This is a genomic window from Caulobacter henricii, assembly GCF_001414055.1.
Lineage (GTDB): Bacteria > Pseudomonadota > Alphaproteobacteria > Caulobacterales > Caulobacteraceae > Caulobacter > Caulobacter henricii.
Genome location: NZ_CP013002.1, coordinates 3,238,682 through 3,260,065, shown reverse-complemented (window position 1 = coordinate 3,260,065; position 21,384 = coordinate 3,238,682). Strand labels below are relative to the sequence as shown.

General features: G+C 67.6%; 26 protein-coding genes. 10 read left to right on the top strand and 16 right to left on the bottom strand.

Annotated elements, in window-relative coordinates; genetic code table 11:
- Nucleotides 1-17: 17 nt before the first annotated feature.
- Together AQ619_RS15275 and rpmE are read right to left on the bottom strand one after the other, a co-directional pair.
- Nucleotides 18-248: a GIY-YIG nuclease family protein gene (locus AQ619_RS15275; protein WP_236849489.1), complete on the bottom strand. Its 231-nt coding sequence runs from the start codon at nt 246-248 to the stop codon at nt 18-20.
- Between the two features lie 281 nt (nt 249-529).
- Nucleotides 530-754 carry a 50S ribosomal protein L31 gene (gene rpmE / locus AQ619_RS15270; RefSeq protein ID WP_035047522.1) on the bottom strand — a complete coding sequence of 75 codons (225 nt, stop codon included), beginning with the start codon at nt 752-754 and terminating at the stop codon, nt 530-532.
- A 110-nt stretch (nt 755-864) separates the two neighbouring features.
- Here rpmE and AQ619_RS15265 point away from each other — a divergent pair, with 110 nt between their 5' ends.
- Both AQ619_RS15265 and AQ619_RS19195 read left to right on the top strand, forming a co-directional pair.
- Entirely contained in the window at nt 865-2,718 is a 1,854-nt protein-coding gene (locus AQ619_RS15265) for an ABC transporter transmembrane domain-containing protein (RefSeq protein ID WP_166504278.1), read from the top strand.
- A gap of 9 nt (nt 2,719-2,727) precedes the next feature.
- Nucleotides 2,728-3,249, top strand: a complete 522-nt coding sequence (locus AQ619_RS19195) for a hypothetical protein (RefSeq protein WP_166504277.1) — start codon at nt 2,728-2,730, stop codon at nt 3,247-3,249.
- A gap of 13 nt (nt 3,250-3,262) precedes the next feature.
- On the opposite strand, the gene AQ619_RS15260 is transcribed toward AQ619_RS19195, so the two are convergent.
- From AQ619_RS15260 to AQ619_RS15245, 4 genes are all read right to left on the bottom strand, one after another.
- Entirely contained in the window at nt 3,263-4,564 is a 1,302-nt protein-coding gene (locus AQ619_RS15260; protein WP_174515180.1) for a hypothetical protein, read from the bottom strand.
- Nucleotides 4,565-4,649: 85 nt separating this feature from the next.
- Nucleotides 4,650-6,314 (bottom strand): hypothetical protein, encoded by a 1,665-nt coding sequence (locus AQ619_RS15255; RefSeq protein ID WP_166504276.1) that lies wholly within the window; start codon nt 6,312-6,314, stop codon nt 4,650-4,652.
- 53 nt (nt 6,315-6,367) lie between these two features.
- Nucleotides 6,368-7,438 (bottom strand): glycerophosphodiester phosphodiesterase, encoded by a 1,071-nt coding sequence (locus tag AQ619_RS15250; RefSeq protein ID WP_062149525.1) that lies wholly within the window; start codon nt 7,436-7,438, stop codon nt 6,368-6,370.
- 162 nt (nt 7,439-7,600) lie between these two features.
- Nucleotides 7,601-8,395 (bottom strand): inositol monophosphatase family protein, encoded by a 795-nt coding sequence (locus tag AQ619_RS15245; protein WP_062149523.1) that lies wholly within the window; start codon nt 8,393-8,395, stop codon nt 7,601-7,603.
- A gap of 207 nt (nt 8,396-8,602) precedes the next feature.
- Here AQ619_RS15245 and AQ619_RS15240 point away from each other — a divergent pair, with 207 nt between their 5' ends.
- The 3 genes from AQ619_RS15240 to AQ619_RS15230 are packed head-to-tail and all read left to right on the top strand — an operon-like array spanning nt 8,603 to nt 10,410.
- On the top strand, nt 8,603-8,998 hold the full coding sequence (locus AQ619_RS15240) for a hypothetical protein (protein WP_062149520.1): 396 nt from the start codon (nt 8,603-8,605) through the stop codon (nt 8,996-8,998).
- Nucleotides 8,999-9,001: 3 nt separating this feature from the next.
- On the top strand, nt 9,002-9,547 hold the full coding sequence (locus tag AQ619_RS15235; RefSeq protein ID WP_062149517.1) for a hypothetical protein: 546 nt from the start codon (nt 9,002-9,004) through the stop codon (nt 9,545-9,547).
- Nucleotides 9,544-10,410 carry a sigma-70 family RNA polymerase sigma factor gene (locus AQ619_RS15230; RefSeq protein WP_062149514.1) on the top strand — a complete coding sequence of 289 codons (867 nt, stop codon included), beginning with the start codon at nt 9,544-9,546 and terminating at the stop codon, nt 10,408-10,410. Before AQ619_RS15235 ends, AQ619_RS15230 begins: the two co-directional genes overlap by 4 nt.
- Here AQ619_RS15230 and AQ619_RS15225 read toward each other — a convergent pair.
- The 3 genes from AQ619_RS15225 to thiE form a co-directional block, all read right to left on the bottom strand.
- The gene (locus AQ619_RS15225) at nt 10,407-11,579 is read right to left on the bottom strand and encodes a DUF418 domain-containing protein (protein ID WP_166504275.1); all 1,173 of its coding nucleotides are present in this window, start codon (nt 11,577-11,579) and stop codon (nt 10,407-10,409) included. The two genes, AQ619_RS15230 and AQ619_RS15225, sit on opposite strands and share 4 nt — an antisense overlap.
- A 38-nt stretch (nt 11,580-11,617) precedes the next feature.
- A complete protein-coding gene (locus AQ619_RS15220) occupies nt 11,618-12,028 on the bottom strand; it encodes a hypothetical protein (RefSeq protein WP_062149508.1) in 411 nt (136 codons plus the stop codon).
- A gap of 70 nt (nt 12,029-12,098) precedes the next feature.
- Nucleotides 12,099-12,752, bottom strand: coding sequence for a thiamine phosphate synthase (gene thiE, locus AQ619_RS15215; RefSeq protein WP_062149506.1), 654 nt, complete (start codon nt 12,750-12,752; stop codon nt 12,099-12,101).
- Between the two features lie 295 nt (nt 12,753-13,047).
- Between thiE and AQ619_RS15210 the strand changes: the two genes are divergently transcribed.
- Together AQ619_RS15210 and bfr are read left to right on the top strand one after the other, a co-directional pair.
- On the top strand, nt 13,048-13,233 hold the full coding sequence (locus AQ619_RS15210) for a (2Fe-2S)-binding protein (protein WP_062149502.1): 186 nt from the start codon (nt 13,048-13,050) through the stop codon (nt 13,231-13,233).
- Between the two features lie 138 nt (nt 13,234-13,371).
- Nucleotides 13,372-13,854: a bacterioferritin gene (bfr, locus tag AQ619_RS15205; protein WP_062149499.1), complete on the top strand. Its 483-nt coding sequence runs from the start codon at nt 13,372-13,374 to the stop codon at nt 13,852-13,854.
- A gap of 4 nt (nt 13,855-13,858) precedes the next feature.
- Here bfr and AQ619_RS15200 read toward each other — a convergent pair whose 3' ends face one another.
- Nucleotides 13,859-15,646, bottom strand: coding sequence for a methyl-accepting chemotaxis protein (locus AQ619_RS15200; RefSeq protein ID WP_166504274.1), 1,788 nt, complete (start codon nt 15,644-15,646; stop codon nt 13,859-13,861).
- A 160-nt stretch (nt 15,647-15,806) separates the two neighbouring features.
- Here AQ619_RS15200 and AQ619_RS15195 point away from each other — a divergent pair, with 160 nt between their 5' ends.
- A complete protein-coding gene (locus AQ619_RS15195) occupies nt 15,807-16,259 on the top strand; it encodes a transcriptional regulator (RefSeq protein ID WP_062149492.1) in 453 nt (150 codons plus the stop codon).
- 17 nt (nt 16,260-16,276) lie between these two features.
- Here AQ619_RS15195 and AQ619_RS15190 read toward each other — a convergent pair whose 3' ends face one another.
- Nucleotides 16,277-16,783 (bottom strand): GNAT family N-acetyltransferase, encoded by a 507-nt coding sequence (locus AQ619_RS15190; protein ID WP_062149489.1) that lies wholly within the window; start codon nt 16,781-16,783, stop codon nt 16,277-16,279.
- A 134-nt stretch (nt 16,784-16,917) separates the two neighbouring features.
- Between AQ619_RS15190 and AQ619_RS15185 the strand changes: the two genes are divergently transcribed.
- Nucleotides 16,918-17,496, top strand: a complete 579-nt coding sequence (locus AQ619_RS15185; protein ID WP_062149486.1) for a TspO/MBR family protein — start codon at nt 16,918-16,920, stop codon at nt 17,494-17,496.
- A 118-nt stretch (nt 17,497-17,614) separates the two neighbouring features.
- Nucleotides 17,615-18,250 (top strand): DUF2799 domain-containing protein, encoded by a 636-nt coding sequence (locus AQ619_RS15180; protein WP_062149483.1) that lies wholly within the window; start codon nt 17,615-17,617, stop codon nt 18,248-18,250.
- 18 nt (nt 18,251-18,268) lie between these two features.
- On the opposite strand, the gene AQ619_RS15175 is transcribed toward AQ619_RS15180, so the two are convergent.
- From AQ619_RS15175 to bufB, 5 genes are all read right to left on the bottom strand, one after another.
- Nucleotides 18,269-18,709, bottom strand: a complete 441-nt coding sequence (locus AQ619_RS15175) for an Hpt domain-containing protein (protein WP_062149480.1) — start codon at nt 18,707-18,709, stop codon at nt 18,269-18,271.
- Nucleotides 18,706-19,224: a response regulator gene (locus AQ619_RS15170; RefSeq protein WP_062149477.1), complete on the bottom strand. Its 519-nt coding sequence runs from the start codon at nt 19,222-19,224 to the stop codon at nt 18,706-18,708. Before AQ619_RS15170 ends, AQ619_RS15175 begins: the two co-directional genes overlap by 4 nt.
- 125 nt (nt 19,225-19,349) lie before the next feature.
- Nucleotides 19,350-19,793 (bottom strand): DoxX family protein, encoded by a 444-nt coding sequence (locus AQ619_RS15165; protein ID WP_378109252.1) that lies wholly within the window; start codon nt 19,791-19,793, stop codon nt 19,350-19,352.
- Nucleotides 19,794-19,795: 2 nt separating this feature from the next.
- Nucleotides 19,796-20,557 (bottom strand): HvfC/BufC N-terminal domain-containing protein, encoded by a 762-nt coding sequence (locus AQ619_RS15160; protein ID WP_062149471.1) that lies wholly within the window; start codon nt 20,555-20,557, stop codon nt 19,796-19,798.
- Nucleotides 20,550-21,380: an MNIO family bufferin maturase gene (bufB, locus tag AQ619_RS15155; RefSeq protein WP_062149468.1), complete on the bottom strand. Its 831-nt coding sequence runs from the start codon at nt 21,378-21,380 to the stop codon at nt 20,550-20,552. The genes AQ619_RS15160 and bufB overlap by 8 nt, the downstream gene beginning before the upstream one ends.
- Nucleotides 21,381-21,384 lie beyond the last annotated feature (4 nt).

The window sequence follows — 21,384 nt, the reverse complement described above, 5'->3', positions numbered from 1 at the left end:
CTGGGATGGCCGGGTGCTCAGCAATTCCAGGTCTCATAAAGATCAGTCCAGGTCGGGTTGAAGCCCTCGATCAGGTTGATCTTCCACTGGCGGTGATACTTCTTCAGCCGTTTCTCGCGATGGATCGCGAAGCTGATGTCCTCGTGCTCCTCATAATAGACAAGCCTGTGGACACCGTACTTTCGGCAGAACTGACTGCCTACGCCTTCCCGATGTTCCCAGATCCGGCGCGACAGATCGTTGGTCACGCCGATGTAGAGCGTACGTAGGGGTGACTGGCTAGGATGTAGGTGTCGGCGGCCATTCGCCGCATAGGTTGATATCTGCCGCCGGTATTTCAATCTAAAATTTAGTCATCACCCGACTTGTTCGGGTTACCCAAGCGGACCTGGCCGCCTCGGCTTGGGTCCCCCGCATGACGCGGGGGATGACGGCGTTTTGTAGATTTGACGGCAGCACCAATCCCAAACAGAAAAAGCCGGCCCGCGAACGCGGAGCCGGCTTTCCGTCGCCTTGCGGCGAAAAACGCTTACTTCTTGGTGAAGCCCGCGAACTTGGCGTTGAAGCGCGACACGCGGCCACCACGGTCCAGCAGGTGGGCGTTGCCGCCGGTCCAGGCAGGGTGCACGCGCGGATCGATATCCAGGGCGAGCACGGCGCCTTCCTTCCCGTAGGTCGAACGGGTCGGATAGCTGGTGCCATCCGTCATGGTGACGGTGATGAAGTGATAGTCGGGGTGAATGTCTTGTTTCATCGGGCGGTCCAACCGACTGGCGGTGTGAAAGTTGGTGAGCGGACGCCCTTGCGGGTGGCCCTCGAAGAGGCGCGGCTATAAAGAACACCCGCGAATTTGGCAAGGGACAGTTGATGACCGACGTGCACGGCGGGGATATTTCGGTCGAGGGACGCCCCGGCGCAGGTGCTGAACTGGCCCAGGGAATGTCGGAAGCCGCCGCCCGGCGGCCGCGCCGCAAGGACATCCGCCCCCTGGCCCATCTGCTGCCTTTCGTGCGCGCCCATATCGGTGACGCCTTGGCGGCCGGCTTCTTCCTGCTGTTCTCGACCAGCGCCACGCTTGGCCTGACCGCCGCCTTCAAGACCGTGATCGACAAGGGTTTTGCCACCGGTGCCGCCTCGGCCGTCAATGGGGCCTTTGTGGGCCTTGGCGCGGTGGCCCTGGTGCTGGCCGTGGCCACCTCCCTGCGGTTCTTCTTCATCACCCGGCTGGGCGAGCGGGTCGTGGCCGACCTGCGGCGTGCCCTCTACGGCCATACCCTGACCCTGGATCCGGCCTATTTCCTGAAAACCCGCACCGGCGAGGTGCTGTCGCGCCTGACCACTGATGTCACGATCATCGAGCAGTTGGTCGGAACCTCGGCCTCGGTGGCCGTGCGCAATATCCTCAGCCTGGTGGGCGGCCTCGGCTATATGGCCGTGGTCAGCCCCAAGCTGGCCGGCTTCATCGTTCTGATGGTGCCGGTGATCCTGGCGCCGATGTTCCTGATGGGCCGCCGGGTGCGCAAGCTGTCGGTGACCGCCCAGGACCGTTTTGCCGACGCGGTCGGCTATGCCGGTGAGAGCCTCGACGCCCTCGACACCGTCCAGGCCTTCGGACGCGAGAAGGCCTCGGACAGCCGCTTCGGCGAGGCGGTCGAGATGGCCTATCAGGCCTCGGTGCGGCGCATCACCGCCCGGGCCGTCATGACCGCCGTGGTCATCGTCCTGGCCTTCGGCGGGATCACCCTGCTGCTGTGGTCCGGCGCCCATCTGGTGCTGTCCGGCGAGATGACTGCGGGCACCCTGGCCCAGTTCGCCCTGTTGGCCATGATGACCGCCGGGTCGATCGGGGCGCTCGGCGAGGTCTGGGGCGATGTCCAGAAGGCCTCTGGCGCGATGGAACGCATCGCTGAACTGCTGAGCTCCCGGCCCGGCATCGCCGCGCCGGAAAAGCCCAGGACCCTGCCGCAGCCGGCGACGGGGGCCGTCGCCTTCGAAAACGTCACCTTCGCCTATCCGGGCCGCCCCGACCTGCCGGCCCTGAACGGCTTTGATTTGACCGTCAGGGCCGGTGAGACCGTCGCCCTGGTCGGACCCTCAGGCGCGGGCAAGAGCACCGTCCTGCGCCTTCTGCTGCGCTTCTACGACCCGCAGGCGGGCGTCGTGACCCTCGATGGTGTCGATCTGCGCGACGCCGACCCGGCCGAGGTTCGCCAGTGCATGGCCCTGGTGGCCCAGGATTCGCCGCTGTTCTCGGGCTCGGCCCTGGACAATATCCGCTTCGGTCGCGCCGACGCCACCGAGCAGGAGGCCCGCGACGCCGCCGAGGCGGCCCAGGCCACCGGCTTCCTAGAGGCCCTGCCCCAGGGCTTCGACACCCCGGTCGGCGAGCGCGCCAAGACCCTGTCGGGCGGCCAGCGCCAGCGCCTGGCCATCGCCCGGGCCCTGGTGCGCCAGGCCCCGATCCTGCTGCTCGACGAGGCCACCAGCGCGCTTGACGCCGAGAACGAGCGCCTAGTCCAGCAGGCTCTGCACGCGGCCATGGCCGGCCGCACCACCCTGGTCATCGCCCACCGCCTGGCCACCGTGCTCAAGGCCGACCGCATCGTGGTCATGGAGGACGGCCGCGTGGTCGAACAGGGCACCCACGCCGAGCTTTCGGCCCGCGGCGGGCTCTATTCGCGGCTGGCCAAGTTGCAGTTCGGGGTGGAGGCGGCCTAGGGCGAGAAGATGTCTGACGGAAACGGTAGTAAATTTGCTCCGTCGGAGTTTCTGACGGCGCTAGGGGCTGTAACGTTGAACTGGGCTGCAGTCGAGGCCGCCTTAGATTTTACTACGGCGGTCATGTTTCACGAACTTCGGAACGACAAGATGGAGTCCGAAGTACCAAGGTCACTCGAAAAGAAACTGAAATTCATCAAGCAAGCGCTTCAGCATGAAAAGCTCGCGAAGATCGAGAAGCCTGCGCGCGCAGTCATATCAGAGCTTCTTGCGCGAAAAGAAGACCGGCACGGACTAGTTCATGGCGCGGTTCTAGACGCTGATGCGGAGAGCGTTACAACTCTTCGCGTTGAGTACCTTGCAGTGCGGCATAAAATAAGTAGCCGTCGGATAACAATTGCCGATGTTCAGAACATAGAGGATCGATCGCATGGCCTTAGCCAGAGGGCCACGCAATTATCTATTGCCGTCTATAATATTGCTCGACCTGCGGATCCGATTGACTATCCCTTAGGTGATTTTTCTTCCTGACTAAATCACGTCCCTACCTCGCCAGATCCGCCGGCGTCGTAGGCTCGCTGATCACCGCTTCCATCGCCTTCCAGCGCGCGTCCTGGCTCGCGCCCGCGCGCTCCACGTGGGCCCGGACCATGTCCTGGCCGAGATTGTAGTTGATGACATAGGAGCGGTAGGTCTCGATGAAGCTCAGGCGCTTCTCGGCGCGGGCCACCGAGCTGAGGCCATATTTGGCCAGGGCGGCGACGGCGGTGGGCTTGTCCATCTTTCCGGACAGATAGGCGTCGGCGATGGTGTTTTCGCTGCTGCCCAGGTCGGCCTTGGCGGCCATCAGGGCGTCATAGGCGTCGGCCGTGGCCGGGTCGAGGCCCGCCAGCGGATAGAGCTTTTCGCGCTCGAATTTCACCTTTTCCGCGCCCGGAAAGGCCAGCCGGATGCCGTAATTGGCCGAGCCCTCGGCGATCAGGGATTGCGGAGAGAACAGCGGATAGACCGAGAACTCCACCCAGCCCCTGGCCTTGGTCAGCCGGTCTTCCAACTGCACGTTCAGCACATGGTGGCCGGGATAGCCCTCGTGGCAGCCCAGATCGACGGCGCGGCTGATCGGCACCGGCAGGTCGGTATTGATCTCGATCAGGCTGTGGGCCCCGCCCTTGTACCAGTTGTAGCCGCTCCACGGCTTGCCGGTGACGAAGGCCAGGTCGAAGCGCTCGGCCTTGGGAAGGGGAATGTGGACTGCCGTCCGCGCCTTGCAGGCGGCGATGGCGGCCTGCATCACCGGCTCCAGCCGGTCGGCGGGGATCGTGTAGCGGGCCTGGAAGGCATCGATGCGGCCGGCCAGCTCGCCCTCGCCGGGGACCAGTTTGTCGATCCGGGCCAGGATCGGGTCATAGGCTTCCAGTGGCTTCAGCGGTGGCCGGACGCCGAACAGGCCCTCGGCCTCGTCCTGGAAGCTGAACTTTTTGCCGTCCAGCATGGCCAGGCGGGTCTCGGCGGCCTTCAGCTGACCCAGCAGGAAGGCCTTGCGGCGGCGCTCGTCGGGCGAGAGGGCCGTATCGGGGACGGCGCGGGTGGCGGCGCTCAGGCGGGCGGCCTCGGCCTTCAGGGCGGGCACGGTGCGCGGACTGGCCTTGGCGGCGTCAGCCCAGGCCTTGGGGCCATAATAGGCGTCGACATAGCCCGGCTCGCGCTCACCGGCCTCCAGGGTCAGGTGTACGAAGTCGGTTGCGATCCGGTCCAGGTCCTTGGGGCCCGGGGCCGCCAGGGCGGACACGCCGGCCATCAGGGTTACGGCCAGGGTGGCCAGGGCGGCGGCGCGGCGGATCGGCATGTCGGGGGTCCCCAGAAGATGGCAAGGCCGGCAGGCTGCACCAAGCCGCCCCGTCGGGGCAAGGCCGCGAGCGCCGTGGCCGGCCTCAGCTCTGGGCCAGACCGATCCGGGCGAGGTCTCCGGTCCAGCCGCGCCGGGCCTGGGCCTCATGCTCGGCGGCAGCCTCGTTCAGGCCCAGACGTCGCTCGGCCTGGGCCAGGACGCTGAGCGTGATCGGATCCTTCGGACGGCGGGCCAGGGTCGCGCGGGCCTCGTCGGCCGCGCCGCGCGCGTCGCCGGAGGAGAGCATGGCCGCGGCAAGGCTGCGCCGAACCGGATACCACCACAGGGGCGGGTCGGTGATGTCGCGGAAGCGGGTCTCCTCCAGGGCGGCGGCTTTGCGGAAGGCACGGGCCGCGTCACCGGGGCGGTTTTCGAGCATGGCGATACGGCCCTCCAGGACCAGCCGGGCCACCCGCGTCGCATCCGCCGCCTGGCCGCTGGTCCCGCCGAAGGCTCGAAGGTCGCGCCGCGAGCGCTCGACCTGGCCCGCCTCGAGGCGCGCGCCGTCCAGATCGCCCTTGCGGATCAGGGCCTCGCCCCGGGCATAGCGCCACATCGCCTTCAGATAGGGCAGGGCCGGCTCGGGCAGGGCCAGCACCTCGTCCACCGGTGCATAGCGCCCCTCGACTGCATAGGCGGTGCCGGCGACCATCTGGTCCCAGCCCTGATCGGCGGTCAGGGTTCTGGCATGGACCAGGAACGGGCGGGCGATGGCCAGGCCGCCCTCGGCGTCGCCGGACATCAGGGCCCCCGCCGCGCCGAACTGCACATTGTGGGCGTGGTAGAACAGCTTGAAGACCCCGTCCTCGCCCTCAAAGCCCTCGGCCTTGGCATTGGCCGCGTCGATCCGCGCGGCGCTGGGGTTCGAGGTCAGGGCGTCCTGGTAGCGTCCGACCCAGTAATAGGTGTGCGAGGGCATGTGGACGAGGTGGCTGGCGGCGGGCGCGACGCCCTCCAGCCTGTCGGCGTACGGCTCGGCCCGGCCGGCGAAGCCGCTCATCTCGGTGGCATGGATGTAGAAATGGATGCCGGCGGCGCTGTCGGGCGAACGCTTAAGCGCCCTTTCCAGCAGGGCGACCGCCCGGGGCATCGTGCTCATGTCGCCGGTCATCGAGGCCCGGACCATGACCGCATCGGCGGCCAGGACCGCCAGTTCGTCATCCTCGGGGTGGTCCGCAGCAAGGGCCTCCATGGCCTTGGCATAGGCCACGTCGCCGGGGCCCTTGCCGCCGCCGTTCTTGTAGCGGGCGGTCATGGCCGCGATCAGGGCACGCTCGACCGGCGGACCGTCGGCGGCCAGCACCGTGGCGCGGACCATCAGCGCGGCCATCTTCGCCTGGGTTGCGGCGTCGACCGTGTAGTTGATGGTGGCCCCGCCGGCCCAGGCCTGGCCCCACAGGCACATGGCGCAGTTCGGATCGCGACGGGCGGCCTCTTCAAAGGCGGCGATGGCGGCCTTGTGGGCGAAGGCGTGACCCAGTTGCAGGCCGTTGTCGAAATAGGCCTGGGCCTCCGGCGAGGCGGTCCGGATCGTCCAGCGGGCGCTGCCATAGCCCGGTAGCAGGCTCACCGCCTTGGCCGGCGCATCCCCTGTCGGAGCTCCGGCCGAGCACAGCGTCGTCGCCGACGGCGGCAGGGGCGGAGCATCGGCCTGGGTGAAGGCCGGCACCAGGGCCATCAGCCCTGCGGTAAAGACGATCGCGCGCAAAACCCGTTCCCCCGGAAGCCCTCACCGACCATCAGTCGGCGAAGCGCCTTCGGTCAAGCGCGTGCCGCCACCGCGAGGGCCGGGAAGTCGCTGAACACGCCGTCGACGCCGACAGCAAAGAGGGCCTTGAGCACCGCATCGGCGTCGCCGTGGCGGGCCAGATAGTCGGCGGCCTGGGCATCGCCGCGGCGCAGGGTCTCGGGCAGGAAGTAGTTCTCGGCCCGCACCGTCCACGGATGGACCTGCAGGCCGGCGGCATGGGCGTCGCTGACGAGGCGGGTCGGCGCACCCAGGGTCTTGCCGTCGGTGGGCACCACAAGCCGCCAGTTGGGTCCCAGGCCGTCGGCATAGGCGGCGACGCCCTTCAGGCCCTCGGCGGTCAGCAGGTCGGCATATTTGACGCCCGGCAGGTCGGGCGGACCGCCCTCGGCATCGGCCAGCAGCACCAGCCGGGCGCGGGTCCTGGCGCGCAGGGTCTTCAGCGGCGTGACCTCAAAGCACTGGACGAACACCGGGGCGGTGGCCGAGTTGAGGTCATTGCGCTTCAGGGCGTCCAGCATCCGGCCTTCGACCGGCAGGCCGATCGAGGCGAAATAGCTCGGGTGCTTCATTTCGGGATAGACGCCGATGACGCGGCCCGTGCGCTTTGTGCCGGCCCGGGCGATGGCGACCACCTCGTCGAAGGTGAGGATCTGGGCCTGGCCGTCAAAGGCGGCGCTGGTCGGGCGCAGCTGTGGCAGGCGCTCGCGGGCCCGCAGGGTCTTCAGTTCGGCCAGGGTGAAGTCTTCGGTGAACCAGCCCGTGACGCTCTCGCCGTCGATGGTCTTGGTCGCCTTGCGGGCCGCAAACTCGGGGCGGGAGGCGATTTCGGTCGTGCCGCCGATCTCGTTCTCGTGGCGGGCGACCAAATGGCCGTCCCTGGTCGGCACCAGATCCGGCTCGATGAAGTCGCAGCCCTGCTCGATCCCCAGCTCATAGGCCAGGGCCGTGTGTTCGGGGCGCAGGCCCGAGGCTCCGCGGTGGGCGATGACGAGGGGCCTTTTGCCCTGGGCCCGCGCCAGGCCGGGCAGGAAGGTGCCCGCGAGGGCGGCGGTGGTCATGGCGCGACGGGTCAGCAGGGTCATGGCGGCGATTTAGCGCTGCATCATGACACTTTGGCTAGGGGTGAACACTGGCCCCCTCCGGGCCTGCGGCCCTCCTCCCCCGGAGGGGGAAGACGAGATCATCCGCCCCCTCCGGGGGCGGACGGCTGCGCAGCAGCCCGGTGGGGGCGAGTCTGGCGGTTCCTAGGCCAGGCGCAGCTTCTCCAGCACCAGCGGGTGCAGGTCTTGGTTGGCGGCCAGGATCGAGGCACCCTCGGCCGGGTTGCCGTCCTCCTCGATGGTCGAGACCTTGCCGCCCGCTTCAGTGACCATCAGCACGCCGGCCGAGACGTCCCAGGCCCCCAGATTGCGCTCCCAGTAGCCGTCGAAGCGGCCGGCGGCGACCCAGGCCAGGTCCAGCGAGGCGGCGCCGAAGCGGCGGACGCCGGCGACCTTCTGGCTGATCTGGTGCAGTTCCTTCAGGAACTGGGCGTGGCCGGGCTTGCCGAGGAACGGCACGCCGGTGGCCAGAACGGCTTCGTCCAGGCTGCGACGGGCGGCGACGCGCAGGCGCTTCTCGGCTCCGAGGAAGGCACCCTTGCCCTTTTCGGCCCAGAACAGGTCATGGGTGATGGGATTGTAGGTGACGCCGGCCACCACTTCGCCCTCGCGCTGCAGGGCGATATTGACCGCGAAGTGCGGGATGGCGTGCATGAAGTTGGTGGTGCCGTCCAGCGGGTCGACGATCCAGGTGTGGGTCTTGTCAGTGCCCTCGATCAGGCCGCGCTCTTCACCCAGGAAGCCATAGCCGGGGCGGGCCTTTTCCAGGATTTCGAAGATGGTCTGCTCGGCCTTGAGGTCGGCATTGGTGACGAAGTCAGCCGCGCCCTTCTTGGACACCTGCAGCTCGGTGACTTCGCCGAAATCGCGAGCCAGGCCACGCGCGGCCTTGCGGGCGGCGTCGATCATCACGTTCAGAAGGGCGGAGGGAGTGGCCAAGGCGGGTTTTCCTCATAGGTCCCCCTGCGCAGCGTCTGGAGCAGACGGCGGGGGATATGCGAGCGGCAGTCAGAAAGATCGGGAAATTGGGCGCGGAACCTAGTCGCGGACGCGCGCGAAAGCAAGGCAGGGCGAATTTCGGCCTGCGATGTCACAACCGGTCGGGCTGTCTCGTCCTGTCCTCGAAGACGCTGGAGGAGGGCGACCATGGTGCGCTGGGTTTGCGGGTTTCTCGGGGTGCTGTTCGGATTGAACGGCGTGGCGATGTTGCTGCAGCCCTATGGCTGGTTCGGGGCCGTGCCGGGCGTGATCGAGACGGGGCCGTTCAACGACCATTTCGTGCGCGATGTCGGGGCGACCTATCTGGCCTGCGCGGTCGGGCTGGCCTTCGGGGCGTGGAACCCGGCGCGGCACGCCGGGGCGGTGACGGTGGCGGCGAGCTTCCAGGGCGTCCATGCCCTGATCCACCTCATCACCCCGTTCTGCGGCAAGGCCGTGCCCTGGCCCCTGCTGGCGCGGGATTTTCCAGGCGTGATCCTGCCGGCCCTGCTGACGATCTGGATCGCGGTGGTCGCCCTGCGCCTCACCGCCAGGGAGGGCTGAGCCATGCTGACCTGGCTGATGCGGGCGGCCGTGCGGCGCATGGAAAAGCGCTATGACTATGACGCGGCCTATCTGCACGACCTGCTCTCCGCCGGACCCCGGGCGCTGACGGCCTTTTTGGGTGTCCAGAAACTGGCCCGCTATCGCGAGGGTGCGCCGTCCGAGGCCCTGGCGGCGGCGGGTCTGGTGGCCACCCTGGCCGAGGACTGCGGGTCCTGCGTGCAGATCGGGGTGAGGATCGGCCAGGAGCAGGGCGTCTCGCCCGCCGTGCTGCGCGGGGTTCTGACCGGCGATGCCGGCCTGATGGGTGCTGATGCCGGCCTGGCCTATGGTTTCGCACAGGCCTCGCTGGTCCGGGATCTGGAGCGCGCCGATCCCCTGCGGGACGAGGTGTTGCGGCGCTGGGGCCCCAGGGGCCTGGCCGCCCTGGCGCTCGCCATGGCTTCCGCTCGCGTCTATCCCACGGTCAAATATGCCATGGGCCACGGCAAGACCTGTTCGCAGGTCAGGGTGGACGGCGAGGCTGTGAGGGTGGTCAAGGCGGAATGACGAGGTCCGACGCGCTATTCGAAGCCCGACGCCCGGCCATGACGGGCCTCGCCTATCGCATGCTCGGCTCGCGCGCTGATGCCGAGGATGTGGTGCAGGACGCCTGGCTGCGCTGGCGCAAGGTCGAGACGGGGTCCGTCGCGGACGGCGCGGCCTTCCTCAACCGCGTGGTCGCCCGTCTGTGTCTCGACCGGCTGAAGTCGGCCCGCGCCCGCCGCGAGGTCTATGTCGGCGAGTGGCTGCCCGAACCGCTGGTCGACGAGGATTTCGACGCCGCGCCGGGCGCGCTGGACGCCGACCTGTCGGTGGCCTTCCTGCTGGCCCTGGAGCGCCTGACCCCGCTGGAGCGCGCGGCCTTTCTGCTGCACGACGTGTTCGATACCCCCTTCGCCGAGGTCGCCAGGACCCTCGGGCGCGGCGAGGCCGCCTGCCGGCAACTGGCGGCCCGGGCCCGCCAGCATGTCCGGGCGGAGCGTCCACGTTACAGGCCGTCGGTCGACGAGGAGCGGTCACTGACAGCGGCCTTCCTGCTGGCGGCCATGACGGGCGACGAGATGTCCCTGCGCAACCTGCTGGCCCCGGACGTGGTCTGGCACGCCGACGGCGGCGGCAAGGTGGCGTCCACGCTCAGGCCGGTCCACGGCCTCGACAAGGCGGTGCGCCTGATCCTGGGCATCCGCAAGAAGTGGCCGGCACCTGAAGGCACGACCGCGCGCCTGGCCCGGATCAACGGCCAGCCGGGCATCGTGCTGGCGCAGGCCGGCACGGTGTTCCAGACCATAGGCCTGGAGCTGGTCGAGGGCCGGATCGCGGCGGTCTATACGATACGCAATCCCGACAAGCTGGCGCGGCTCAACGCTTAGGCCAGCGTTTTTCGGCGCAACGGGATCGGCACCCCATAGGTCAGGCGACGCCAAAGCCATTCGATGGGCCCGAACTGGAATCGGCGCAGCCAGAGGCTGGCCATGGCGCATTGCAGGGCGAAGATCCCGATCGCCAGCAGCATGCCCTCGACCCGTCCGACCTGGCCCGCCAGGCCAAGGCCGAGACCATAGAAAAGGGTGATACCGATCAGGGTCTGGGACACATAGGTCGTCAGCGCCATCCGTCCGGCGGGCGCGAGCCAGGCCAGAAACTTCGCGCCCCCTCGCGACCACAGCCAGGCAAAGCCGCTGGCATAGGCGATGGCCATGGCGGGAACGGCGACGGCGAACAGGCAGCCCTCGAGAATCCAGGGCCCCGTGGGCGGGAAATCCGGGGTCGCGGCATGCAGGGGTGTCAGGATCCCATTGCCGATCACCCCGACCGGCGCGCAGATCCAGAACAGCAGGGCGAAGGTCCGGCCATGGTCGGAGAGGTTGCGGTACAGGCCCAGTCGGCCCACCACAGCGCCCAGCAGGAACATCGACAGCACCGAGATCGCCTTGCCGTCATAGACCATCTGCAGGGCCTTGAGCTTCACCAGGGCAAGGTTGGCCAGCAAGGCCTTGGCCAGGTCAGGGCCCGCAAAGGCCGCGGCCGAGAGCGCAAAGCTGTCGCCCGGGTTTCCGTCCGACGCTGTCGAGCCGATCATCGCGAACAGGGCCGCGACGATCAGGGGCCAGACCAGTCGCGCGGCAAAGGCCAGGGCCGTCGCCCAGGCCAGGGTCCGGAGGCTCCAGCGGCGCGCCAGCAGCAGAACAAAGCCGATCAGGGCATAGTCCTTGAGGATGTCGCCATACCACAGGCTGGCATGCACCAGGCCGATGGCCAGCAGCACCGTCAGTCGGCGGACGAAGTGGCGCGCGAAATCCGCGCCACGCCTGGCTGCGCTTTCCATCTGGAGGGCGAAGCCGATCCCGAACAGCAGCGAGAAAAGGGCATAGAACTTGCCCCGGATCAGGAAGTCCTGCGCCGTGGCGGCGGCATCATCCAGGCCGAACAGGTCCAGCAGGGCCAGGTCAGGACCACTCAGGACGCCCTGACCGGAAAAGTCCGGGATATGCGAAATGAAGATCCCCAGCAGGGCAAAGCCGCGCAACGCATCCAGCACGTCGGCGCGGTCGCTGCCCTGGACGGGCCCGGCCTGGGTCAGGGCAGATCAACCTTGGGCAGGCTGTCGCGGGCCTCGCAGGCCAGCTTGCCGGCGCTGCCGGCGGCGGCCCGGGCGTCGTCAATCTTTTCGCCGCTGCGCCAGCCCTTGCTCAGGCCCATGTCGCCGGCGAAATCCATGCCCAGATCGATCCACTTGTCGGCCGCGCAGTCCAGGGCGAACATGATGATCGGCCCCTTGCTGGCCGGCCAGTTCCTGTAGGGACCGTTGGGCTTGCCCTCGGCGATGCGGACCAGGACCATGCCGGACTTGGCGTCCACCCGCATATAGTCCTCGTCATAGAAGGTCTTGGCCTCGCCGGGCGAGGGCTTCCAGTTTTCGGCCAGGGCGTAGGTCGCCACAGACAGGGCCGCCACGCCCACCACGCACAATACGAGTCGCTTGTTCATCGCGTTCCCCCCCGGAACCTATGGTTAACGGGGAGGCTATGCCTGTCTGAACGACCTCGCAACAAGGTCGTTAGGCAGGACTGCGGGCCGCCAGACCTGCGGCGATGGCGGCGTTCAGGGCGGCCACGGCGGCGGTCGGCCCCTGGGGATGGGCCCAGACCCCGGCCGAGACGGCGAGGAAGTCGGCCCCGGCCGTGGCCAGGCTGGCGGCATTGTCGGCCGTGATCCCGCCGATGGCGACCGAGGGGGTCTCCATCACCTCCTGCCAGATCGACAGGATTTCCGGATCGGCGGTGGTGGGGGCGTCCTTGGTAGTGGTCGGGAAGAAGGCTCCGAAGGCCACATAGTCGGCCCCGGCCTCGGCGGCCTCCATGGCGAGGTGGCGGCTGTCATGGCAGGTCACCCCGACCATGCGGTCCTTGCCCATCAGCTTGCGGGCGGCGGCATAGGGGGTGTCGCCCTGGCCCACATGCACGCCGTCGCAGTCGAGGCTGGCGGCGAGGTCCGGGCGGTCATTGAGGATCACCGCCACGTCGCGGGCCCGGGCGATCGGGGCCAGGGCCGCGACCGCCTCGGCGATGGCCGCATCCGAGACGTCCTTCAGCCGGATCTGCAGGGCGGCGACATCGCCGCCGTCGAGGGCCTTGCTCAGCTCATGGCCAAAGGCGGCCAGATCGGCCAGGGCCGGCGGGGTGATCAGATAGAGGCGGCAATCGAGAGTCATGACGCGGGAATTACGCCAATTCGCGCCGGGGGACGAGAGAACAGATGTTCCCCATTGCAGGGCCGGGCTTTTGCCTTTGACCAAAACCGGTTGTCATCCCGGATCTGTGCCCGGCTTTCGCCGGGCTTGTCGGAATGACAGCTTTCTCTCTCACGAATCTACAGACGATCGCCCTCTCCACAGGGGGAGGAGGGCCGCGACCCCTTGCCGCTGCTAACCATAATGAGAGTCAGTTGCAAAAGGTCGCGATCTGCTCTAGATGAGAATGACACTCATTCGGCAAGGGCGTGTTTCCGTGTACGTCTGTAACTGCAACGGCATCCGCGAGCGCGAAGTGCGCGCCGCCATCGCTGACGGCGCCAGCCGCCCGGCCGACATCTTCCGCCACAAGGGCTGTCAGGCCCAATGCGCCAAGTGCGTGTGCGAGATGCGCCAGATGATCGACGAAAGCCGTCAGGCCCTGGCCTACGCCGCGGAGTAGGGCCGTCCAGGCCGGCAGGGGCCGTGCACCTGTCCGCTACGCCTTTCCATGATAGCGCGAAACACTTGCAGACATTGCGGTTGAAGCGCGCCGCCGCTTGCCGCACGGTTGCCCGGACTTGAACCTCGGAGGTGCGCCATGAAGGGCGATCCTGGCATTATTCGCCTGCTCAATGCGGTGCTCACCAATGAGCTGACCGCCGTGAACCAGTATTTCCTGCATGCGCGGATGTACGACAACTGGGGCTTCAAGCGCCTGGGCAAGATCACCTATGACGAATCGATCGGCGAGATGAAGCACGCCGACAAGCTGATCAACCGGATCCTGTTCCTGGAAGGCCTGCCCAACCTGCAGGACCTGCACAAGCTGAAGATCGGCGAGACGGTGCCCGAATGCCTGGGCAGCGATCTGGCCGTCGAGATCGGCGGCCGCGAGGCCCTGATCCCGGGGATTCTGCTTTGCGAGCAGGCCCGCGACTTCGTCAGCCGCGAACTGCTGCGCGAAATCCTCAGCGACACCGAGCACCATATCGATTTCCTCGAAATGCAGCTGGGTCTGGTCAAGTCGCTCGGCGAGCAGAACTATCTGCAGAGCGCCATGGGCGAGCTGCCGGCCGGCTGAGGCTTCAGGCCGCCGAGCGGGCCCGGCTCGCCGGGGTCAGGTTGAACTGTCCCACGAGCTGGGCAAGCCGGCCTGACTCACTGCGCAGCGAATGGGCCGCAGCCGTGGTCTGCTCGACCATGGCGGCATTCTGCTGGGTCATTTCGTCCATGCGGTTGACGGCCGTGTTGACCTCATGGAGCCCGGTCGACTGCTCCTGGGCCGAGGTCGAGATTTCGCCCACCAGGGCCGCGATCTGGCCGACGCGCTCGAGGATGTCGGCAAGGGCCGTGCCGGTCTGACCGACGAGGCCGACGCCTTCCTGGACCTTGCTGGAGGCGGTGCCGATTAGCGTCTTGATTTCCCTGGCGGCCTCGGCCGAGCGCTGGGCCAGGGCCCGGACCTCCTGGGCCACGACGGCAAAGCCGCGACCGGCCTCACCGGCCCGGGCCGCCTCGACCCCGGCATTGAGGGCCAGCAGATTGGTCTGGAAGGCGATCTCGTCGATGACGCCGATGATCTGGCTGATCTGGGCCGAGGAGGTCTCGATCTCGCCGACCGCGCGCACGGCGGCCCCGACGGCCTGCTCGGTCGACTGGGCCTGGCGGCGGGTGTCGGCCACGATCTCGTTGGCCTTGCGGGCCCCCTCGGCGGTCTGGCGCACGGTGGCGGTGATCTCGTCGAGGGCGGCAGCGGTCTGTTCCAGGCTGGCGGCCTGCTGCTCGGTGCGGCGCGACAGGTCATCGGCGGCCTGGGCGATCTCGGCCGCGCCCGAACCCACGCCACTGGAGGATTCGCGGATCTGGCTCAGGGTGTGGGTCAACCGTTCGGCGGCGGAATTGAAGTCGCCCCGCAGGCGCTCATATTCCGGCGCAAAGGCGGCCTCGAGCCGATAGGCGACATCGCCGGCCGACAGATGGTCCAGCGCCTGGGCCAGGCTCTGCATGGCGCTTTCGCGGCGCTGATCGGCGGTAAGGCGCTGTTCTTCACTGGACCGGCGCTCGGACTCGATCGAGCGGCGCTCGGCATCCTGCTCCAGGCGCAGGGCCCGGCGCTCCAGAACGCCTTCGCGGAACACAGCCACCGATTTGGCCATGTCGCCCAGTTCGTCCTGACGGCCGGCATAGGGAACGGCGCGTTCATAGTCGCCTGCCGCCAGGTCGCCCATATAGCGGGTGATGGCCTGGACCGGGGCCACGACCCTGCGCCGCATCGCCCAGACGCCCCCGCCGATGATCGCCGCCATCAGCGCGCAAAGGCCGCCCATCAGGACCAGTTCCCGAACCTGTTTGGCATGGGCGTCGGCCTCGACCTTGAGGTTGTCGGCAGCGATCAGGGGCACGATCTGTTCGATGACGGCACGGTGCGCTTCGAACGCCTTGGTCAGACGGGCCTCGTGGGCGGCCGCGGCGGCGGTGTCACCGCTCGACAGGGCCTTGAGCATGGCGTCGGCCGAGCTCCAGACGATCTGGGCCTGATCGTTCGACTCGCCCATCAGCACCGACTTCACCTCGGGGTCAAAATCGATTGCACGCCAATAGGCCAAACGGGCGTCATATTCGGCGTGATGCTTGGCCAGTTCGTTGGCGGCGGTCGCGAGATCCGCTGTTCCGCCGGCGGCATAGGTCAGTTTGGCGTCCAGATAGCCGTCGATCACATAGAGCGGCGGCGGCAGGATATCGGCGGTCAGATCCTTGCCGGCCACGATCCGGGTATAGAGCGGGCCACCGACACTGACCGTCTCGATCGCGAACCAGGATACCGCCGCCAGAACCAGCAGACCGCCTGCCAGGCTGGCCCCGAACAGATTCATTGCCCCAGAAAGCCGCAACTTCATAACTCGACGCCCCCACCTTAATTAACCCAACAGGCTATGGCGACGTAAGCAAACGGTTAAGGCGTAGGCGAATATTGCTCAAATTGAGTAATCCCAGGTTCCAGAAAGCTTAACCATTGAAGTCGCTTGGCCGGTCATGAAACGAAGCTCGACGCCGTTCCTTAATCGCCATCAGCTCAGCCTCGGCGCGGACTATGCGCTGCGTCTGATCCGGATATTCAGCGATGTGTTCGACGGTGATCTGGGCCTGGCCCTGGTGTTCATCACGGCGGCCCAGGCGGGCACCGAACACCTGCGCGAACGCGATGACTATGTCGATCTGATCACCGGCGAGTTCTTTCCCGACGACCTGCGCCGGCCGATCAGCGTCTCGGCCCTGTCCCGGGCCGTGGGTCTGCCGGTGGAGACGACCCGCCGTCATGTGGTCAAGCTGGCCGCGTCCGGTTTTGTGGAGCGCACAGGCTCGGGCGGGGTCCTGGTGACCTCCGCCTGTCTGACCCGGGACGAGATCCGCGAGGCGGGGCTGCTGAACCAGTCCGCCATGGCGGTCCTGGTCAAGAGCCTCAAGCGTGCGCCGCGCAACCGCTGAAGGGGCCGCGGCCCGGGTTAGACAGGACGGCGCATGAAGGTCCGGGCGGACTCGTCCAGCCCGCGGGCCACATGGGCCTGACGGATGGCTGACAGGCCCGGTGTCAGGTCGGCCTCGGCGATATCGACAAACCCCAGGCGCCGATACCAGGGCGCATTCCACGGAATGTCGCGGAAGGTTGACAGGGTCAGGACCTTCAGCCCGCGCACCCGGGCCTTGTCTGAAACAGCGTCCAGCAGTCGCGCGCCAAGTCTCTGGCCGGCGAAGTCAGGGAGGACGTCGATCTGTTCGATATAGAGCCCGTCCTCGACAGGCCGAAACATCACGAAGGCGATCGGCACATCAGCATCTGTGGCGACCAGAAGGCCCTCAGCGTCGATGCGTGCCACCAAAGCCTCGGCCGATGTCGGCTCATCGGCGGCCAGGTCGTCCATCACGCCGATGAAGCGCTGGGATGAGGCCCGCTCGATCGCGCGCAAGGCTTCGATCTCTTCTGGACGGGCGTCGCGCAGACTGGGTCTCATGGGTCTTGCTCGTCCAGGGGGCCTTGGTGCTGGAAAACGGCCCGAAACGCCACCATCTTGCAGAGGTCTGGGTCAGGGCGGGAACCAAGTCCGTCCCAGTCAGTTAGACCGCCAACTTAGCGAGGAGTCCGGGGATGACCATCCTGAAAGGCAGACACCATCGACCCTCCACGCGCCCGGGCCGCGAGGCCTTCGAGGTTGAGGCCGAGACCGAGGCTCATCCTGCCGCCCAGATCGCCCTTGGGGCCTTGCTGGCGGGCGGAGCGATCCTGGCGGCCCTCGCCATGGGCCGGCGACATGAGGCGGTCCTGGACGACGCCATGTACGCGGTCGAGTTCGCCGAGATGCACGAACCGGTCGCCCATCAGCCCAAGCCCCTGACCAGCCTGCTCCTGCCGCCCCTGTTTATTGCCATGACCCTGTCCGGCCTGCGCACCTGGAATGCCCCGGCCAGTCCGGCCCGGACGCGGGCCCTGACCCTCTGGAGCCTGACCCAGGGCTTCAATGCCCTGTGGCTGGGTCTGGGGGCCAGGCGGCTGGGCGGCCAGGCCGCTGCGGCGACCGCATCCCTGGCCGCCTCAACGGCCTATGCGGTCGAGGCCAGCAAGGTGGGGGGCGGGACAGGTCCGGACCTGGGCTGGCTGGGTGTGGCCAATGCCCTGTCCGCCCAGATCTGGGGACGCGGCACCGGACAGGGCCAGACCCTTCACTAGCCCCGCCCTTCGGCGTTTCCGCGGTTCCTGGGCCTTCTCTCCGCGCCCGCGAACATGTTCATCGACCATTCAGGCGGCCAAGGCTTAGCTCCGGTCAAGCTTCTGGAGAGTGCCTGTCATGCGTTCGTTTCTGTTGATTTCCCTTGCGGCCAGCGGCCTGGCCCTGGCGGGTTGCGCCACCATCAGCCAGGAGGCCTGCCTGCAGGGCGACTGGGCCGGCCTTGGCTTCAAGGATGGTCAGGCCGGCCATCCGCAAAGCCGTCTCGACGACCATGCCAAGGCCTGCGCCAAGAGCGGCGTGTCTCCCGATCCTGCACCCTATTTCGCCGCCAGGGCCCAGGGCCTGAGGCTCTACTGCACCCCGGAACGCGGCTTTACGGAAGGGCGGCTGGGTCACAGCTATGCCGGGGTCTGCCCCGAGCCGGCGGCCGGCGACTTCGTCGTGGCCTATTCTGACGGCCGCCTGATCCATGAGGCCGAGTCACGGCTGCGGCGAGCGGAATCGGATCGGGCCAGTGCCGACCGCCGCGCGGAAAAGCGCGATCGTGAGGCGCGGGGCGTCGAGGATGAACTGCGTAACCCGGCCCTGAACGACGAGCAGAAGCGCGAACTGCGCGATCGGCTGAACCGCCTGCGCAGCGAGCGCCGTGACGCCATCGAGGACGGTCGCCGGGCCGACTGGGCCATTCGTGATGCGGAGCGTGAGGTTAGCGCCCTCGAACACCGGTTCAGGCCCATCTATCGCGGCTGGTAAGGCCAGGCTCGGCCCGGTTCAGCCGGTCGCCGCTCCGGGGCCTTTGGCCTCGCGGGCGGCGATCCTGTCCAGGCCTCGGAGCAGTTCGGTGGCCTGGGCCGAATCGGGATGACTGCGGACCAGGCGCAGGGCCGCGATATGCAGGTCGATCAGGGCCGGCGCTGAGGTTCCGCGCAGCTGGAACAGGCGAACGATATCACAGAGCCGCTTGGCGGCCTGGCCCAGGGCGTCCATCTGGAACATGCCGGCCAGGCCGCCGATACTGTCGGAAAGGCGCGCCAGGGTCTCAAGAGAGGCCTGGTTTCCCCCTTCGACCAGTTCGGCGAGCGCCTGATCGATCACCTTCAGGGCCGAGCTCCGATGGGATTCGAGACTGTCATTGGCCCGGCAGAGGGCTTCTTGCGGGTCCAGCCCGTCCGGCAGGTCAATATAGCGGGTCAGACGGCTCAGGGCGGTCATTGCAGCAGGGCCTGGGCGGCTTGCTGCAGGGGATCGACGGTCTCCGCCGCGTGGCCGGCCTGGCCCGGATTTTCCCCGCCCAGGCTGCGTTCTGTGGCCGGCGACGCGCTCCACAGAATGCGGTCCAGCAGGGTGGCCGGTGAGAAGGGCTTTGCCACCACATAATCGGCCCCCACCGCCCGGGCCTTCTGGATCAGGTCGCGCGGCGTGTGACCGGTGACGATGATCACCACCAGCGGCGGATCCGTCGGCTGCTGGCGTCCGCGCAGATCGCGGATCAGGGCCAGGCCCTCCTCGGTCCGCGGAAAGGGATCGACCAGGATCAGGTCGGCTTCGAGGTCCTGGCAGAAGGCATGGCTCTCGCCCAGGCTTGGACAACGGTGCAGTTTCCGGAACCCGAAACTGGACAGCATCAGGCTGGTGACGTCCATGAAACCGGCATTCTCGTCCACGATCAGGACGTTGGCCTCTCCGAAATTGAAGGTCAGTTCCGCGTTCGTCGTCGCAAAGCCCATACTGTCGCTCCCGTTCGCCCAACCGTGTTACTCGACGATGGCGACAGGCAGATAAAACAAGCTTAACGAGAGTTATCAATCCTCAAGACAACCTGAGGCCTATTGTCGCAGAGCGAGCGCTGCCCTCAGGCAACGCGCAAAAGGCGATCCAGGCTGAACCGACCGCCGCCCTTGGCGAGGATCAGCAGCAAGAGGCCCGCCCATGACAGATGGGTGCTCCAGGCATCGGGATAGACGAAGATCTCGATGACCAGGGTCATGCCCAGAAAGGCCAGGGCCGACAGTCTGGTGAACAGGCCCAGCACCAGCAGGATCGAGAACAGGTGCTCCGAATAGGTCGCCAGATGGGCAGCGATGTCCGACGGGATCAGGGGCAGGGCATATTCGTCGGCGAACAGGGAATAGGTGCCGTCGGTGATGTGCAGCAGGCCGTCGACCTTGGTGCGACCCGAGAGCCAGAACACGCCGGCCACGCCCAGGCGGGCGACCAGGGTCAGGACGTCGTCAGGCAGGACCTTGCCGGCGATCTGGGCCAGCTGGTCGAAAGGCTTCAGAAGGGCGTGGGTCATGGTCAGATTCCGGTCTTGAGGTCCCTGAAGACGCCGTCGGCGATCAGGGCGGAGAAGAGGGTTTGTAGGTCAGCCAGGGGATCAGCCTCTGCCGCCAGGCCGATGGCCACGGCCAGGGTCTGGTCCCGCCGGCACGCGGCGAGAAACGCGCAGTCGGCAGGGCCGACGACGCGCCAGGCCACCGACCCGTCGCGCCGGTAGACCAGCAGGCCCTCGGCGGTGTCGGACAGATCCAGATCTTCGCGGCCGTCGCGGACCGCCTGCCACAGGCTGGGCAGACCCGCCTCGAAGGCGGCGAAGCGAACGCTGGGATGCAGAGCCACACGGGCCCCGGCCAGACTCTCGGGCGAGAGGGTCGCAAAGGCCTCTGCCGACAGTTGCGGGGCCTCAGCCGCGAACAGGGCCTCGGTCCACAGCCGGTCCAGATGGGCGACGCCGCTCAGATAGGGCAGGTCCTGGGCCGGCGGAAAGTGGTCCAGCCAGGCGGGGAAGGCCTCGCCATAGTCGAGCAGGGCCGCGCGGCTGGGCGGGACCTCGCGGGCAAACCGGGCGGCGGCGGCGCGGAACCAGTCCTCGCCGACCAGGGCCAGGACCGAAGAAAAATTGGCGGCCAGGGCGTCGACACAGCCCCGCGCGATCGTGTTGCGATAGACCGAAAGGCCCGGCTCGCCGGCGGCCTGGCCCTGCAGCCATGGGTCCAGATCCGAGGTGGAACCGTTAAGCGCTGCCACGAAGGCGTCCTGAAAAGCCTGCAGCTCAGACATGGGTCGAGGCTCCGGCTTCAAGCAGGACCTGGGCCCGGGCCCGCTCGGCCATCAGCACGGCGAAGGCGGGCACGTCGTCATCGCGTTCGATCAGGGTGGGGCGCGGCCCGATCCGGTCGATCAGGCGCTCAAACAGTGTCCATACGGCCTCGGCGACCGGCGCGCCGTGAGTGTCGATCAGCAGGCCCGAACCGCCCTCGTCGGGACCATGTCCGGCGAGGTGAATCTCGCCGATGGCCTCAGCGGGCAGGGCGTCGAGATAGGCTTCGGCCCCGTAGCCGAGGTTGCTGGCGCTGACGAAGACATTGTTGACGTCGACCAGCAGGCCGCAGCCGGTTCGGCTGACCAGGGTCGCGAGGAAATCGGTCTCGTCCAGGTCGTGACCCGTCAGGGGCAGATAGAGCGAGGGGTTTTCGATCAGCACCCTGCGGCCGAGGGCATCCTGCATTCGGCTGATACTGCCGGCGATGCGGGCCAGGGCGACGTGGGTGCGGGGAAAGGGCAGAAGGTCCGGCTGATGGATGCCGCGGTGGCTCGACCAGGCCAGGTGCTCGGAGACCACAAAGGGCTCAAAGCGGTCGACCAGTTTCCGCAGGGCGGACAGATGTTCAGGGTCCGGATCGGCATCAGCGGCCAGGGACAGGCCGACGCCATGCAGCGACAGGGGATGGTTCTGGCGGATCTCCGCCAGGGCCGAGAGCCTGGGTCCGCCCGCCGACATGTAGTTTTCCGGATGGACCTCGAACCACAGGCCCTGGTCCGTCGCCGCCAGGGCCTCGGCATAGTGCTGGGGTTTCAGGCCAAGGCCGGCGGCGGGGGTCATGGTG

Coding starts and splice junctions, on each gene's coding strand:
- rpmE (WP_035047522.1), bottom strand. CDS start 754: ATGAAACAAGACATTCACCCCGACTATCACTTCATCACCGTCACCATG.
- AQ619_RS19195 (WP_166504277.1), top strand. CDS start 2,728: ATGTCTGACGGAAACGGTAGTAAATTTGCTCCGTCGGAGTTTCTGACG.
- AQ619_RS15260 (WP_174515180.1), bottom strand. CDS start 4,564: ATGCCGATCCGCCGCGCCGCCGCCCTGGCCACCCTGGCCGTAACCCTG.
- AQ619_RS15250 (WP_062149525.1), bottom strand. CDS start 7,438: ATGACCCTGCTGACCCGTCGCGCCATGACCACCGCCGCCCTCGCGGGC.
- AQ619_RS15240 (WP_062149520.1), top strand. CDS start 8,603: ATGGTGCGCTGGGTTTGCGGGTTTCTCGGGGTGCTGTTCGGATTGAAC.
- AQ619_RS15235 (WP_062149517.1), top strand. CDS start 9,002: ATGCTGACCTGGCTGATGCGGGCGGCCGTGCGGCGCATGGAAAAGCGC.
- AQ619_RS15230 (WP_062149514.1), top strand. CDS start 9,544: ATGACGAGGTCCGACGCGCTATTCGAAGCCCGACGCCCGGCCATGACG.
- AQ619_RS15220 (WP_062149508.1), bottom strand. CDS start 12,028: ATGAACAAGCGACTCGTATTGTGCGTGGTGGGCGTGGCGGCCCTGTCT.
- thiE (WP_062149506.1), bottom strand. CDS start 12,752: ATGACTCTCGATTGCCGCCTCTATCTGATCACCCCGCCGGCCCTGGCC.
- bfr (WP_062149499.1), top strand. CDS start 13,372: ATGAAGGGCGATCCTGGCATTATTCGCCTGCTCAATGCGGTGCTCACC.
- AQ619_RS15200 (WP_166504274.1), bottom strand. CDS start 15,646: ATGAATCTGTTCGGGGCCAGCCTGGCAGGCGGTCTGCTGGTTCTGGCG.
- AQ619_RS15195 (WP_062149492.1), top strand. CDS start 15,807: ATGAAACGAAGCTCGACGCCGTTCCTTAATCGCCATCAGCTCAGCCTC.
- AQ619_RS15190 (WP_062149489.1), bottom strand. CDS start 16,783: ATGAGACCCAGTCTGCGCGACGCCCGTCCAGAAGAGATCGAAGCCTTG.
- AQ619_RS15185 (WP_062149486.1), top strand. CDS start 16,918: ATGACCATCCTGAAAGGCAGACACCATCGACCCTCCACGCGCCCGGGC.
- AQ619_RS15180 (WP_062149483.1), top strand. CDS start 17,615: ATGCGTTCGTTTCTGTTGATTTCCCTTGCGGCCAGCGGCCTGGCCCTG.
- AQ619_RS15175 (WP_062149480.1), bottom strand. CDS start 18,709: ATGACCGCCCTGAGCCGTCTGACCCGCTATATTGACCTGCCGGACGGG.
- AQ619_RS15170 (WP_062149477.1), bottom strand. CDS start 19,224: ATGGGCTTTGCGACGACGAACGCGGAACTGACCTTCAATTTCGGAGAG.
- AQ619_RS15165 (WP_378109252.1), bottom strand. CDS start 19,793: ATGACCCACGCCCTTCTGAAGCCTTTCGACCAGCTGGCCCAGATCGCC.
- AQ619_RS15160 (WP_062149471.1), bottom strand. CDS start 20,557: ATGTCTGAGCTGCAGGCTTTTCAGGACGCCTTCGTGGCAGCGCTTAAC.
- bufB (WP_062149468.1), bottom strand. CDS start 21,380: ATGACCCCCGCCGCCGGCCTTGGCCTGAAACCCCAGCACTATGCCGAG.